The 13,202-nt window shown below is 64.9% G+C and carries 15 protein-coding genes; 10 read left to right on the plus strand and 5 right to left on the minus strand.

Going from position 1 to position 13,202, the window contains the following annotated elements; genetic code table 11:
- The first annotated feature begins 129 nt into the window (after positions 1–129).
- On the plus strand, positions 130–975 hold the full coding sequence (locus AABA86_RS25060) for an SDR family NAD(P)-dependent oxidoreductase (RefSeq protein ID WP_338308781.1): 846 nt from the start codon (positions 130–132) through the stop codon (positions 973–975).
- 43 nt (positions 976–1,018) lie between these two features.
- Here AABA86_RS25060 and AABA86_RS25065 read toward each other — a convergent pair whose 3' ends face one another.
- From AABA86_RS25065 to AABA86_RS25075, 3 genes are all read right to left on the minus strand, one after another.
- The gene (locus AABA86_RS25065; protein ID WP_212252775.1) at positions 1,019–1,225 is read right to left on the minus strand and encodes a hypothetical protein; all 207 of its coding nucleotides are present in this window, start codon (positions 1,223–1,225) and stop codon (positions 1,019–1,021) included.
- Positions 1,226–1,371: 146 nt separating this feature from the next.
- Positions 1,372–1,647, minus strand: coding sequence for a YiaA/YiaB family inner membrane protein (locus AABA86_RS25070; protein ID WP_014491840.1), 276 nt, complete (start codon positions 1,645–1,647; stop codon positions 1,372–1,374).
- Positions 1,648–1,686: 39 nt separating this feature from the next.
- Entirely contained in the window at positions 1,687–2,382 is a 696-nt protein-coding gene (locus AABA86_RS25075; RefSeq protein ID WP_338308782.1) for a PspA/IM30 family protein, read from the minus strand.
- Positions 2,383–2,485: 103 nt separating this feature from the next.
- Between AABA86_RS25075 and AABA86_RS25080 the strand changes: the two genes are divergently transcribed.
- Together AABA86_RS25080 and AABA86_RS25085 are read left to right on the plus strand one after the other, a co-directional pair.
- Entirely contained in the window at positions 2,486–3,094 is a 609-nt protein-coding gene (locus AABA86_RS25080) for a TetR/AcrR family transcriptional regulator (protein ID WP_338308783.1), read from the plus strand.
- Positions 3,095–3,247: 153 nt separating this feature from the next.
- A complete protein-coding gene (locus AABA86_RS25085) occupies positions 3,248–4,519 on the plus strand; it encodes a DUF892 family protein (protein ID WP_338308784.1) in 1,272 nt (423 codons plus the stop codon).
- Positions 4,520–4,607: 88 nt separating this feature from the next.
- Here AABA86_RS25085 and AABA86_RS25090 read toward each other — a convergent pair whose 3' ends face one another.
- The gene (locus AABA86_RS25090; protein WP_338308785.1) at positions 4,608–5,951 is read right to left on the minus strand and encodes a glycoside hydrolase family 3 N-terminal domain-containing protein; all 1,344 of its coding nucleotides are present in this window, start codon (positions 5,949–5,951) and stop codon (positions 4,608–4,610) included.
- 189 nt (positions 5,952–6,140) lie between these two features.
- Between AABA86_RS25090 and AABA86_RS25095 the strand changes: the two genes are divergently transcribed.
- The 3 genes from AABA86_RS25095 to AABA86_RS25105 are packed head-to-tail and all read left to right on the plus strand — an operon-like array spanning position 6,141 to position 9,949.
- Positions 6,141–7,649, plus strand: coding sequence for a DUF4153 domain-containing protein (locus AABA86_RS25095; RefSeq protein WP_338308786.1), 1,509 nt, complete (start codon positions 6,141–6,143; stop codon positions 7,647–7,649).
- 12 nt (positions 7,650–7,661) lie between these two features.
- Positions 7,662–8,366 carry a response regulator transcription factor gene (locus tag AABA86_RS25100; protein ID WP_338308787.1) on the plus strand — a complete coding sequence of 235 codons (705 nt, stop codon included), beginning with the start codon at positions 7,662–7,664 and terminating at the stop codon, positions 8,364–8,366.
- Entirely contained in the window at positions 8,363–9,949 is a 1,587-nt protein-coding gene (locus AABA86_RS25105) for an ATP-binding protein (protein ID WP_338308788.1), read from the plus strand. Before AABA86_RS25100 ends, AABA86_RS25105 begins: the two co-directional genes overlap by 4 nt.
- On the opposite strand, the gene AABA86_RS25110 is transcribed toward AABA86_RS25105, so the two are convergent.
- Complete coding sequence (locus AABA86_RS25110; RefSeq protein ID WP_164718835.1) at positions 9,946–10,086, minus strand: hypothetical protein; 141 nt, start codon at positions 10,084–10,086, stop codon at positions 9,946–9,948. The genes AABA86_RS25105 and AABA86_RS25110 overlap by 4 nt on opposite strands.
- Before the next feature lie 79 nt (positions 10,087–10,165).
- Here AABA86_RS25110 and AABA86_RS25115 point away from each other — a divergent pair, with 79 nt between their 5' ends.
- The 4 genes from AABA86_RS25115 to AABA86_RS25130 all read left to right on the plus strand — a co-directional run bounded on the left by AABA86_RS25115 (position 10,166) and on the right by AABA86_RS25130 (position 12,962).
- Complete coding sequence (locus tag AABA86_RS25115) at positions 10,166–10,735, plus strand: alpha-ketoglutarate-dependent dioxygenase AlkB (RefSeq protein ID WP_338308789.1); 570 nt, start codon at positions 10,166–10,168, stop codon at positions 10,733–10,735.
- 203 nt (positions 10,736–10,938) lie between these two features.
- On the plus strand, positions 10,939–11,355 hold the full coding sequence (locus AABA86_RS25120) for a DUF3606 domain-containing protein (RefSeq protein ID WP_338308790.1): 417 nt from the start codon (positions 10,939–10,941) through the stop codon (positions 11,353–11,355).
- Positions 11,356–11,377: 22 nt separating this feature from the next.
- The gene (locus AABA86_RS25125; RefSeq protein WP_338308791.1) at positions 11,378–11,863 is read left to right on the plus strand and encodes a hypothetical protein; all 486 of its coding nucleotides are present in this window, start codon (positions 11,378–11,380) and stop codon (positions 11,861–11,863) included.
- Between the two features lie 169 nt (positions 11,864–12,032).
- Positions 12,033–12,962: an alpha/beta hydrolase gene (locus tag AABA86_RS25130; protein WP_338308792.1), complete on the plus strand. Its 930-nt coding sequence runs from the start codon at positions 12,033–12,035 to the stop codon at positions 12,960–12,962.
- Positions 12,963–13,202 lie beyond the last annotated feature (240 nt).

Here is a 13,202-nt window from a genome sequence, read left to right on the forward strand (position 1 = left end):
AGCGAAGGATACAGCCGCGCCCGATAGGCGTAAAGGCAGCGTCGAACGAAGACCTCCCATGCCAACTTGTGCAGGGTCGGACTGCCGCCATGTTATAGCTCGATCGAGAGTCCTCCCCGGAGATGATCCATGCCGCATCCAGCCATCGTCAAAGACAATGTCGCCGTGATCACAGGTGGCGCGTCAGGAATCGGATTTGCCGCCGCCGCGGCCTTCGCGCGCGCCGGCATGAAAGTGTGCATCGCGGACGTGGACCGGGAACGGCTGGCGGACGCTGCAACAAAACTGTCATCCGTCACTTCGGCCGCTGACGTGATGACCTTCGCCGTCGATGTCAGCAGACCGGAGAGCGTGACGGAACTGGAACACGCGGTGGCCGCGCAGTTCGGCGGAACGGACCTGCTCATGAACAATGCCGGCATCCAGCCGGGCAGCACGCTGTTCGGCGAACCCGACAATTGGCAGCGGATCATCGCCGTCAACATGTGGGGCATCATCAACGGCTCGCGCATCTTCGCACCCAACATGATCGCGCGCGGCAGGTGCGGCCTCATCATCAACACGGGCTCGAAGCAGGGCATCACCACGCCGCCGGGCGATCCCGCCTACAATGTCTCCAAGGCCGGCGTGAAGGCATTTACCGAAGCGCTCCAGCACGAGTTGCGCAACACGAGAGACTGTCGCGTCACGGCACATTTGCTGATCCCGGGCTTCGTCTTCACGGGCCTCACCGCGAAGGGACGCACCGAGAAGCCGGCCGGCGCCTGGACGCCGGAGCAGACGGTGGATTTCATGCTGACGCGGCTGGAGGTGGGCGATTTCTACATCCTGTGCCCCGACAACGACGTGCCGCGCGCACTCGACGAGAAGCGCATGCAATGGGCCGCCGGCGACATCGTCGAGAACCGGCCGCCGCTGTCGCGCTGGCACCCGGATTACGCGGATGCGTTCACGAGGTTCGTGGAGGGAGAGTGACCTGTGCTCCCTTCTCCCTTGTGGGAGAAAGTGCGATCACGCCTTACAGCGTCTCTTGCTGGTGCCCGCAATTCTTGCAAGCGAACTTGACGCGGGTCTGGCCCTTCGGGGCCTGCACCCGATTCGGGGCACCGCACTTGCCACAGACCGCCTCGATTCGGGTATCGCCCTGCTTGACGACGAGGGATTTCTTTTCCATCGATTCGCGGATCAGGCGCTCGGCTTCCTCGCGCAGGGATTGTTTGGACAAAGCTCGTCTCCGCCATAATGCGGGCGAGGCTTATCGCACCTGCGTCGAAATCACAATCCGAAACGGCTGCCCAGACCTCGACAATCACATGAGCGGCGGATGTCTGGGCATCCGCCGCTCACGCGCTCTCCAGTCACGCGGCCTTTTCAAGCCGCCTTGGAAACCTCCATCAGCAGACGCTCGGCCTTGGCGTCCTCGATGCGGTTCACCAGCCGGCTGCTCTCGTGATTGTCGCGCACGGTCTTGGTCAGGGTGATGCAGGTCTGGATCAGCATGACGATGCCCATGGTGAGATAGCCCTTCATCCAGAGGTCGATCGGCAGGAAGAAGATGCCGATGGCGACGAGGAATGCGGAGGCGGCGAAGGACGCGTAAGTGAAGGTCACCCAGGCGCTGCTATGGGGTTGGCCGTTCTGGTTCATGATGGTCTCCTGTTGGTTCCAACGATGATGGGATGGGGATCAGGCAGTCGGCGCGCGCTTGGACTTCAACCGGACCAGCACGTCGTCCGCAGTCGTCTTCAGCCGTGGACCAAAGCCCTGTTCGGCTAATCTCTCGGCGGTGGCGAGAGGCCCCGTGGCCGCATCGAGCTCGAGCAGCGCATCATCGGCGGCCTGCGCTTCCAACTGCCGCTCGCGCAGACGCCGCAGGGTGCTCTCCGCCTCCGGCAGCGTGGATTCGTAAGGGCGTGCCGCCTCGATGCCGCTGCGGCGAAGCGAGCGTACCGCTTCCGAAGCTCGGGCGACGCGGCGGCCGCGATCGAGCTCGGTGATGCGGGCCTGCGCGGTTGCGACGTGCTGCTTCAGCCGGGAGATCTCGGTCGCGAACAAGGCGCGAGCCGTCATCGCCGCATCGCGGTCGGACTCCAGGCCTGCGATGGCTTCGGCAGCATCCCTGGCGAGATCCTCGCGGCCGCCGTCGAGCGCCGCAACCGCGCGCGTCTCGAGATCGGCAATGCGGGCGACGGTCGCTTCGAGCTTGCGGCCTTCCTGCTGATCCTGCGCGATCGCCAGCGCCAGCGTCCGCTTGCTGCGCTCGACGGCCGCGGCCGCATCGCGCATCTGCTGGTCGAGGATGAGGAGGGCCGTCCGGTCCTCCAGCTCTTCGCCCGCGGCGGCCACGCTGCCGCGGAAAAGTGTCACGACGGTCTTGAACATCTGTTGCTCCCTGTTATGAGCGTTGCTCACAGGTCCTTTGTAGCAACAACCTTGAACATTGTTCAAGGAAAATTTGAGCAACGCTCAAGAATTTGGCCGACATATGTCCAAGGCCTTGGAACGCCGAGAGAAACTTCTGGTCGACCTGATCCTGGCGGCGGAACGGATGATCGCGGACCGTGGATTGGCGGGGCTGAAAACCCGAGATCTCGCCCGCGAGATCGGCTGCGCCAATGGTGCGGTCTATAATCTCGTGGCCGATATGGACGAGCTGATCCTGCGTGTGGGCTCGCGCACGCTGCACCGGCTCGACGAGACGCTGAGCCCGGCGGAACGTGCGGGCGCCCCCTCGCCGCAGGAAACGCTGGTCCGCATCGCCATCGCTTATTGCGATTTCGCGGCGGAGAACCTCCAGCTCTGGCGCGCGCTGTTCGAGCACCGCATGGAGGCCGACAAGGTCGTTCCCGACTGGTACGTCAACGACCAGATGCAGCTGTTCCGCCACATCTACCAGCCGCTGGCCGCGCTGTTTCCAAGGCGCGGCCCGGAGGAGCTCGGCATCACCGCACGCAGCCTGTTCTCGGCGGTGCATGGCATGGTGGCGCTGGGGTTGGAGCAGAAGCTGGTCGCCGTGCCGCTGCCGGCGCTGCGCAAGGAAATCGCAGGCCTCGTGCGTGCGATGATTGACGGACTGATCGCGCGTGCAAAGTAGAGGCGCGCAGCAGCGGGATCGCAGAGATCTCGCCGGCACCAACCAACGCGTAGACGCGCTCCATCACCAGCTCTGAATCTCGGCGAGAGCTAGGAACGAACATTCCGAGGGTCGGTTGACGCGCATAGTTTCCCTCAGAGCGCGAGCCTTCCCATGTATCACCACGTCAAAAAACTGATGTTCACCGTGCGTGTCGACGAACCCGATCCCCGCTTCGGCAATATGCTGCTCGAGCAGTTCGGCGGCGCCAACGGGGAACTTGCGGCCGCGATGCAATATTCGATTCAAGGTCTGAATTGCGAGGACCCCGACCGCAAGGATCTCCTGATGGATATCGGCACCGAAGAGCTCAGCCATCTCGAAGTCGTCGGTTGCCTCGCGCGGATGCATCTTGCGCCTTCGAAGAACGACCGCCAGGCGGCAGAGGCCGATCCGCTGATTGCGATCGCCGGCGGCGGCGGCGTCAATCTGTTCAATTCGCAGGGCAATCCCTGGACCGCCGACTATCTCAAGATCACCGGCGAGCTCGACGTCGATCTCCGCAGCAACATTGCCGCCGAGGCGCGCGCGAAGATCGTCTATGAACGGCTGATCAATTTCTGCGACGACTCCGGCAGCAAGGACGCACTCCAGTTCCTGATGACGCGGGAGATCACTCATATGAAGGCGTTCGCGCGAGCGCTCGAAAGCCTGTCGAAGCCGGCCTTCAGTGTCGGCAGGATCGCGCCGACGCCGGGCCTCGTGAACCAGTACTTCAACGACTCCACCGGCAGCGGTGACCACGGCGAAATCGACACCCGCGGTCCCTGGAACGAGGGCGAGGACTGGGTGTTCACGGAATCGCCGGCGTTGCAGTCCACCGATCCCGGCGCCGGCACGCCGATCGTTACGGAGAGCTCACCGCTCGTCGACGAGTCCGGCCTGACCGATCTCCTGCTCCATGAGCTGCGCGACATTCTCCATGCCGAGAAGCAGTTGACCAAGGCGCTCCCCAAGATGGCGCAGGCCGCCCGCTTCGACCAGCTGCGGGAATTGTTCGAGCAGCATCTGGCCGAGACCGAGAATCAGATCGAGCGCATCAACGAATGCTTCGAGCTGCTCGGCGAGACCGCGCGCGCCAAGCCTTGCAAGGGCATGATGGGCCTCATCGAGGAAGGCCAGGAGGTCATGAAGGAAGGCGAAGACAAGGAAGACGCAGCCGCCGACCTCGCACTGATTTCTGCGGCTCAACGCGTCGAACATTACGAGATGTCCGGCTACACCACCGCGCGCAACCTGGCGCAACAGCTCCGGCATAGCGCAGTGGTCGCCCTGCTCTCCAAATCCCTCGCCGAAGAAGAAAACGCCGATCTCCTGCTCAATCAGCTCGCGCGATCGCTGATGTCGGTTGCGAAGATGCCTGCCGCACTGGAGCAGGCCGAATAGGAAGCGCCTGGCGCGCGCAGACGCACCAAATGAAACCGCCTCGCGCCGTCGCGCGGGGCGCGAACCGGACTACCGTCAGCATGTGAAGCTAGTCCTGACGGGCGAGGCTGATCGCGCTCGAGCCTGCGCGTGCCTGCTCGATCGAAAATCCTCTTTCCAGCCGCGCAGCGCTTGCGTGCAACTTCGCCGCATCGAGCCTGCCCTGCCGCAAGCCGTCCAGAGCGCAGACGAAGACGCGGTAGAACTGCGCGCCGTCATAGGCGACCAGCAGCAGGTCGACGCCGGCATTGATCGCCTCGACCACGGCCTTGCAGACGTCGTTCTGGTAGATCGCACCCATCACGAGGTCGTCGGTCATCACCACGCCCTGATAGCCCCATTTGTCACGGATGATGCCGTCGACGACGCGCTTGGAGTGCGAGGCGGCGCGTTCGGGGTCGACCGCGGTCAGCGTGACATGGCCGACCATCAGTGCGCTGCGCGAATGCGACAGTACCTCGCGGAACGGAAGCCAGTTGGTTGCTTCCAATTCCGCGACCGGCGCGTCGAGATTGGCGCTGAAATGATGCGTGTCGGTGCGGACGCGGCCGATGCCCGGAAAGTGTTTGAGCGTGGCACCGACGCCGGATTCCTCCAGCCCGCGAACATAGGCGCTCGCGATCGCGCTGACGACAGCAGGATCGGTTGCAATTGCACGCTGGCCGATCAGCGTGTGGAAATCGAGACGGTTGCGCCTCGCCGGCGGCTTGAGGTCGAGCACCGGCGCGAGATTGAGGTTGACGCCAAGCGCGTTGAGCTCGTGTCCGTGAATGCGGCCAAATTCTTCGGCTTTGGCTTGCTGGTCGTCGGGAGCCAGTCCGGCGAGCGTCGCCAGCGCCGGCACCTTGGTCAGCGGCGGGGCAAGATGCCCGACGATGCCGCCTTCCTGGTCGGCGGCAACGACCAGCGGCGGCAGGCCCGCCGCGCGCCGCTTGTCCTGAAGCGCCGCGATCTCGGTCCGCAGGGCCTCGACGCTCCGGCCCCGGACGTTGTGCCGGGTCACATAGACGCCGCCGATCAACCCCTGCTCGGCAAGGCTCGCGACCTCAGGAAACGAGGAATAGCCGACCATGAAATGAGGCCCAAGCTGCCGCGCCTCGGCGGCACTTGCGCCGAGAACGTCGTGCTTGCGCAGCTCGAACGTCAGATGCGCCGCGGACATCAGGACCGGCGGCAGGCACCAGAGTGTGACCAGCAGCTTGCCCGCGATCGTACGCCACCGCCCTCTGCGCAGCAGCAGGAGGACGATCATGATGCTTGCGACGACAAGCGCGATGTTTCCGGCGCCGCGGAGCGCGACCAGATAGGGATCGTTCTTGTTCGCGGCCGCGAATGCGACGACAGGCGCGGCAAGCCAGAGCAGAATGAGACCGATACGGCGGAGGAATTGCATGATGCATCACGCGCTGGGAGTGGCGAATGCTTCGCACCTATCAAAGCGATTTGCGCCGGGCGAGAGGCAAACGCGCGCCTGCACGAAAACTGCAAAAGACTCCTGAAACCGTGCAGACGATGATCCCGGCTTCTGCACAAGCACCGTTCAGACTTCGTGATGCCACCATCACGAAAGGTCTTTTCGGATATGACAAGCCTGGCTTCGACGATCGTAGAGGAAATCAAGCCGATCGGTCATTCCTCGATCCCGGCCAAGGTCGGTCTCGCACTGGTGCTGGCCGCACTCGCCGACTGGCTGTTCTACGGCCAGCGAATCGGGCTGTCGCTGACGCTCTTTGCGATCGCGCTCGCCGGCGTGTCGGCGCTCTTCAATCATGCGGCCCTGGACTTGCGCCGCGCCCTGATCGGCTCGGCCATTCTCGTCGCCGGTCTGGTGCCAGCCGTCGAGGAACTCAACACGCTGTCGTTCCTGATCCTCATCGCATCGCTGGCGATTGCGTTGCTGCTCGTGACCAATGCGGAAGCGACCGGGCTCGCCGACCGCGTCCGCGCGCTCCGCAACTTCCTCCTGCTCGGCCCCTTCAGGTTCTTCCTCGATGCGTCCCAGGCGTTCAACGCGTCGGCGCTGACCCGCGGCATCGCGCGCTGGCTGCTCCCTGCAGCACTCAGCACGGTCTTCGTCGCGCTGTTCGCCGCAGCCAATCCGGTGATCGAGCAATGGGTGTCCCTGCTCAATCCGAAGCTCATCCTCCAATATGTCAGCATCCCGCGCGTGCTGTTCTGGGCCTTGATGCTGGCGCTGGTCTGGCCGTTCATCCATGTGCGCTGGCGGCGCAAGACGATCGTCACCATCGCCGTCGCGGACGGACCTGTGCCGCCGCCGCTCCCGCCGCTGGTCTCGGCGGAATTTCTTGGTCCCTCCACCATCCTGCGCTCGCTGATCCTGTTCAACCTGCTGTTCGCGGCGCAGTCCATTCTCGACGGCATCTATCTCTGGGGCCATATGGCGCTGCCCGACAATCTGACCTATGCGGGCTACGCGCATCGCGGCGCCTATCCGCTGATCGCGACCGCGCTGCTCGCCGCCGCCTTCGTGCTGGCCGCGATGCGTCCGGGCGGACCGGCCGAAAAATCGAAGGTGATCCGGCCGCTGGTCTATCTCTGGGTCGGGCAGAACGTGCTTCTCGTCGCCTCCTCCATCCTCCGCCTCGACCTTTACGTCGACATCTACATGCTGACTTACTGGCGGATCGCGGCCTTCATCTGGATGGGATTGGTCGCGCTGGGGCTGATCTTGATCGTGGCCCGCATCGCGCTCAACCGGTCCAACCGCTGGCTGATTGGTGCCAATCTGACCGCGCTCGCGATCGTGCTCTATGGTTGCTCGCTCGTGAACTTCGACGCCTTCATTGCCGACTACAATGTCACCCACAGCCGGGAAGCATCGGGCAACGGCGTGCAGATCGACATCAACTATCTCCTGACGCTCGGACCGCAGGCACTCCCCGCCATCGACAGGGCGATTATGCTCAGGCCCGGTAATCCCGAGAGCTGTCTTGTGTCCCGACGCGACCGCCTTGTAGAACAGCAACGCCAGGATCTGGCCTGGCGGAGCTGGGGCTTTCGCAGCTGGCGGCTTCAGCGCAGGCTGGACGCGCAGGCGAAGGATCAGTCCGGCAGCCGGCCGGCAGGATGAGCGGAGAGTTTCTTGGCGCATCGCATTCTCATCGTGGACGACGAGGGCCACATCCGCGAGGTCATCCGCGTTGCGCTGAAGAAGGCCGGCATGGACGTGATCGAGGCCCGCGACGGCAAGGAGGCGCTCAGCCGCTTCGCCGCCGACAAGCCCGACCTGATCGTGCTCGACATCGGCATGCCCGAGTTCGACGGCCTCGATGTCTGCCGCGAGATCCGCAAGAGCTCGGACGTGCCGATCCTGTTCCTGTCGGCGCGCGACGAGGAGATCGACCGCATCCTTGGCCTCGAGATCGGCGGCGACGACTACGTGACGAAGCCGTTCAGCCCGCGCGAGCTGGTGGCGCGGGTCAACGTCATCCTGCGCCGGCTCAGCCCGCGCAATGGCGAGGCCAAGGGGGGCCCGGCCGCGCTGTCGCAAGGCGGCCTGCTGATCGACCCCGAGCAGCATGTCGCGACCTTCGCCGGCACGCCGCTGAAGCTGACCGCGATCGAGTTCGGCATCCTGCGCGCGTTCCTGACCCGGCCGACTTCGGTGTTCAACCGGGAGCAGCTGATGCGGGCGGCCTATCAGCTCAACATCCAGGTCTCCGACCGCACCATCGACAGCCACATCCGCAACATCCGCGCCAAGCTCGCGGCGCTGGCCTGCGACAGCGTCATCGAGACCATCCACGGCGTCGGCTTCAAGCTCGGCCGCTGCGAGAAGGCGACATGAGTGCGGCGCCTGACAAATGGCGGCCGTCGCTGGGGCTCGTGATCTTCACGGTGCTGACCACCGTTGGCGTTCTGCCGCTGGTCGGCCTGTTCTTCTTCCGCCTTTACGACAACCAGCTGATCCGCCAGACCCAGGCCGAGCTGATCGCGCAAAGCCGCGTGCTGGCGACGATCTATTCGCAGGAGGTCACGGCCAGGCTCGACAGCGGCCTGACGCTCGGCGCCGAGGTGCCGCCGAACGTGCTGCCTGACCCCGGCGACCAGGTCACCCCGATCCGTCCCGCGCTCGACCTCACCGCCAACGATCTGCTGCGGCGGCGACCGGATGCGCAGGCCGCGCCTCGTCCGGCGCAGGCGGCCTATGTCGAGATCGGCGCAAGGCTGACGCCGATCATCCGCGAGACCCAGAAGGTGACGCTGGCGGGCTTTCGTATCCTCGATCCGCAAGGCGTCGTCATCGCCGGACGCCAGGAGGTCGGCCAGTCGCTCGCCCATATCGAGGAGGTCGCCGACGCGCTGCACGGGCAGTATCGCGCCACCTTGCGCAACCGCGTGCCGGACAAGCCGCCGCCGCCGATCTATTCCTTCAGCCGCGGCCTCGGCGTGCACGTGTTCTCGGCGATGCCGGTCATCGTCAACAACCGCGTCGCGGGCGTGATCTACACCACGCGGACGCCGAGCAACATCTTCGACCATCTCTACCAGGAGCGGGCAAAGTTCGTGCTGGCGGGGCTCGCCGTGATCCTCGGCACGATCGCGATCGGCCTCGTGTTCTCGCGCACCATCACCCTGCCGATGCGCGAGCTGATCGACCGCGCCGCACGGATCGGCCGCGGCGACCGCGAGGCGTTCCAGCCGCTCCGGCATTACGGCACGCGCGAGTTCGCACAGCTCTCGCACAGCTTCCTCGGCATGGCCGAGCAGCTGGCGCGGCGCTCCGACTATATCGCGACGTTCTCGGCCCATCTCACTCACGAGCTGAAATCGCCGCTGACCTCGATCAAGGGCGCGGCCGAGCTGCTGCAGGATTCATATCAAGGCAAGTCTGACGGACTGACGCCGGCCGAGCAGAAGACGTTCATCGCCAACATCTTGTCGGACACAAAGCGGCTGGAAGCGATGGCGCAGCGGCTGCGCGATCTGGCGCGTGCCGAGAGCCTGCCGCAGAACGAGCGCACGGAGCTGGCGCCCGTGATCGCCGACCTCAGGAACAGGTTTCCGGCCAGCTCCATCGAGGCCAGCGGCAGCCTGGACCGCCCCATCGGCATGTCCGGCGAAAAGGCGCTGATCGTGCTGTCGCATCTCGCCGACAACGCGATGCGGCACAAGGCTGGGACGATCAGGCTGGAGGCTGTGGACGAACGCACGACCTTGCGTCTGACGGTGAGCAATGACGGCGAGCCGATCTCGGCACCGAACCGCGACAGGATTTTTGATGCGTTCTTCACCACCCGCCGCGACCAGGGCGGCACCGGGATGGGGCTTGCGATCGCACGCGCGGTCATGGCGAGCCATGGCGGCTCGATCAGGCTCAAGCCGACCGAAGCGGGCGCCGCCTTCGAGCTGCAATTCCCTGCGGTCTAGATCGCGAACACCCAGGCGGCGACGATGGTGCCGATGGTGACGAGACCGGCGATGGTCCAGCCGGCGGCATATTCCAGCTCAGGATGACCGGTCGCCCGCATGATCTCTGCCGGATCGGCGGTATGCTTCTGTGCCATGACAGCCTCGCACGTTTCTTCCCGCGTCATATGTAAGTCGCATCAGCCGCCATTAGGTTCCATCACGGAAATGCGAGGAATGACGCAGCTTGGCTTGTTCGACGTCCCTGACGAAGGTCCGGCCGGCCTTCGCTACACGGACAATTTTATCGAACCAGCCGTCGAGCAATCCTTGATCGGCCGCATCGCAGCATTGCCGCTCGAACGTTTCCAGTTCGGGGCGTTCGAGGGCAACCGCCGGGTGGCGTCCTTCGGCTATCGCTATGACTACGCGCTGCAACGGCTGGCCGAGGCGGAGCCGATCCCGGACTGGCTGTTGCCCATCGCGCGTCAGGTCGAAGCCTGGGCGGCGCTGCCGGCGGCTAGCGTCCGGCAGGTGCTCTGTACCGAATATGAGGCCGGCGTCGGCATCGGCTGGCATCGCGACAAGCCGCACTTCGACAAGATCCTCGGCCTGTCGCTCGGCTCGGCCTGCAAATTCCGCTTCCGCCGCCGCAGTGGGGACAAGTGGCAGCGCCACACGCGCGAGGCCCAGCCGCGCTCGCTCTACATGATGGAGGGCGAGGCGCGCTCGCAATGGGAGCACAGTATCCCGCCGGTCGAGGCACGCCGTTACTCCATCACATTCCGGACGATGAAGCGGGCCTAACGCGGCCGGCCACAAAAAATGCGAAAACAACCCCATGCAAAGTAGAACGCCCGTTCCGCCCGAGGCGCGGCCGCGCCGCGCAAGGGTTTGACACAGCGGTGCAAAACCGCCGCCTTGCGCAATCACCGCACGGCTTGTGTCTTGCCTTCCGAATCCGGTTGCATGCTAGATTGGCAGCACGCATTCCACGGCAGGAGGGAAGCATGGCCGACAACAAGGCAAAGCGCGGCGGGGCCGATCGGGCGCTGATTGCGCTCACCGAAAAATATGAAGTCGCCTACTGGTCGAAGAAGTTCAAGGTGACCCCGGCCAAGCTGAAATACGCCGTCAAGAAGGTCGGCCGTTCCGCCAAGAAGGTCGAGGCGTATATCAAGCTCCAGAAGCACCGCGCCTCCGACAAGAGCCGGATCGCGCTGAGCGAGGCCTATGAGGTTCGGTACTGGTCGAAGAAATTTAAGATCACCCCGGCCAAGCTGAAGGCTGCCGTCGCCGCGGCTGGCCATTCCTCCAGGAAGGTCGAAGCCTATCTCGCCGCCCGGAAGGCGGCAAAGAAGAAGGCGGCCAAGAAGACAACAAAGAAGACGACGAAGAAGGCAGCCAAGCGCAAAAGCGCCGCCTGAGACGCCGCCGGGGAGCCGATGGATGCAGGCCCGTAGCTATGTCCTCACATCCGCCCTGGTCCTCGCCGGCGCGTCCGGTGCCTTCGGCGCCACGCCGGCAAAAGTCTCGGGCGCGACGGCGCTGGCGCTCGCGGGCGTAATCGCGCCGCTGTCGCCGGATCTGTCGGGCGCCGAGAAGAGGGCGGTGGCGATGCTGTTCGCCGGCGGCAGCGACGTTCCCTACAAGAAGGCGATCGTGGTCACCGCGGACAGGATCGTCTGCCGCACCGGCAATGTCGACATCACCGTTCGCAATTGCGAAGTGACCTTCGGCAAGAAAATGAGGACCGTGAACGGCTCCACCGCCAACGAGATCTTCGCCACCGAGGCGTTGGCCGGCATCCCTCCGGACGGTGCCGCGGGATCGAACTTCGAGAGCCTGACCCGGCTGAGCTGCACGATCGATCCCAACGCGATCAGGCGGAAGGACGGCAGCGGGGCGGACTGCACGTTCCAGCCGGGAAATTGAGCCAAAAGGACGCGCCAGGGCCGCATCGAAGGTGCCGTGAAATCGCCTCAAGACCAGCTGACTAATAGCCGCCCAACTAATAAGGCGAATTGAAAAGACAGGCCAAACGCGCGGGCCAAAATGAGGGGCGCAAGGCTGTGAGGGACGCAAGGCTGGCACAACATCCAAGATGAAAAATCTTCTCGCTTTTTTCCTGTTTCTGACCGTCACGACAGCCTCCGCGCATGGCCCGTTGCCGGCGCGGCTGACGGCGCCCTCCGACCTCATCCGGACAGGCCTGACCGATTCCGACACCACGGCCGGCGGCACCGCGCGGCTGTGCGAGCAGGTCACCTTCTCGCGGGGCCTGCGCTACGGCGAGAGCGAAGCAAACGTGCTCGATGTCGCCGCCAGCACGACCAAGGCGGATACGCCGCGGCCCGTGCTGCTGTTCGTGGCCGGCGACACTTTCACTGGCGATCACGCCGCGCCCGAGCTGTCGCGCCAGATCCAGGACCAGGTCATGTGCTTTGCCGCCCGTAACGACATGATCGGGGTGCGGGTCAACTATCGCCTGGCCCCCGGCGCGACCTGGCCGATGGGAGCGACCGACGTGGCGGCGGCGCTGTCCTGGGTTCACGGCAATATCGACCTGTTCAACGGCGATGCCCGCGAGATCGTCGCGATCGGCTACGGCGCCGGCGCCTTCCATGTCGCGACCCTGCTGGCGCATCCCGAGCTCCAGGCCGACCGCGCCGATGTCGCGGCCGTCGTGCTGGTGTCCGGCATCTATCGCGCCGGCAAGGATGCGAGCGACAGCGAGAAGGCCTATCTCGGCGGCGACGCCAGCCAGTACAACGCGCGCTCGGTGTTCCCCGGCATCCTCAATGTCGATGTGCCGATCGTGCTGGCCTGGGCCGCGGACGATTCCCCTGGCCTCGTGACGCAGGGCGAAACCCTGAAGAAGACGCTCTGTGGCGCCGGCCACTGTCCACGCAGCGCGCTGCTCCGCAGCCGCGACGGCATCGCCTCCGCGTTCGGATTGGATGGCTCCGGCGACAGCCTCGCCGAGCCGACGCTGCTGCTGGTGCATCAGCTCGAGGCGCGGGGGCTGCCGTAGGGTTGCGGCGGCTCGACGACGAACTCACACCATTTGCTGGGCTACCCCTCTCCCCCGCCCTCCCCCGCAAGGGGGGAGGGAGCCGAACGGAGCGCGCAGCTGCACCGCCGCTCATCGCAAGCGCCTGATGAATCGGTTCATTCGCCACAACGACGGTGCGTTCCCTCCCCCTTGCGGGGGAGGGTTAGGGAGAGAGGGTGCCACACGGCACACGCTCTCAACCGGAAGATAGCGAGTGGG

Origin of the sequence: Bradyrhizobium sp. TM233 (genome assembly GCF_036247965.1) — a bacterium.
In the GTDB taxonomy this organism is placed as follows: Bacteria; Pseudomonadota; Alphaproteobacteria; order Rhizobiales; family Xanthobacteraceae; genus Bradyrhizobium; species Bradyrhizobium ottawaense.

What these genes read in the sequence shown, in the direction of transcription:
- AABA86_RS25110 (WP_164718835.1), bottom strand. Translation starts at nt 10,086, where the DNA reads ATGGCACAGAAGCATACCGCCGATCCGGCAGAGATCATGCGGGCGACC.
- AABA86_RS25080 (WP_338308783.1), top strand. Translation starts at nt 2,486, where the DNA reads ATGTCCAAGGCCTTGGAACGCCGAGAGAAACTTCTGGTCGACCTGATC.
- AABA86_RS25115 (WP_338308789.1), top strand. Translation starts at nt 10,166, where the DNA reads ATGACGCAGCTTGGCTTGTTCGACGTCCCTGACGAAGGTCCGGCCGGC.
- AABA86_RS25095 (WP_338308786.1), top strand. Translation starts at nt 6,141, where the DNA reads ATGACAAGCCTGGCTTCGACGATCGTAGAGGAAATCAAGCCGATCGGT.
- AABA86_RS25070 (WP_014491840.1), bottom strand. Translation starts at nt 1,647, where the DNA reads ATGAACCAGAACGGCCAACCCCATAGCAGCGCCTGGGTGACCTTCACT.
- AABA86_RS25120 (WP_338308790.1), top strand. Translation starts at nt 10,939, where the DNA reads ATGGCCGACAACAAGGCAAAGCGCGGCGGGGCCGATCGGGCGCTGATT.
- AABA86_RS25075 (WP_338308782.1), bottom strand. Translation starts at nt 2,382, where the DNA reads ATGTTCAAGACCGTCGTGACACTTTTCCGCGGCAGCGTGGCCGCCGCG.
- AABA86_RS25085 (WP_338308784.1), top strand. Translation starts at nt 3,248, where the DNA reads ATGTATCACCACGTCAAAAAACTGATGTTCACCGTGCGTGTCGACGAA.
- AABA86_RS25130 (WP_338308792.1), top strand. Translation starts at nt 12,033, where the DNA reads ATGAAAAATCTTCTCGCTTTTTTCCTGTTTCTGACCGTCACGACAGCC.
- AABA86_RS25105 (WP_338308788.1), top strand. Translation starts at nt 8,363, where the DNA reads ATGAGTGCGGCGCCTGACAAATGGCGGCCGTCGCTGGGGCTCGTGATC.
- AABA86_RS25125 (WP_338308791.1), top strand. Translation starts at nt 11,378, where the DNA reads ATGCAGGCCCGTAGCTATGTCCTCACATCCGCCCTGGTCCTCGCCGGC.
- AABA86_RS25090 (WP_338308785.1), bottom strand. Translation starts at nt 5,951, where the DNA reads ATGCAATTCCTCCGCCGTATCGGTCTCATTCTGCTCTGGCTTGCCGCG.
- AABA86_RS25060 (WP_338308781.1), top strand. Translation starts at nt 130, where the DNA reads ATGCCGCATCCAGCCATCGTCAAAGACAATGTCGCCGTGATCACAGGT.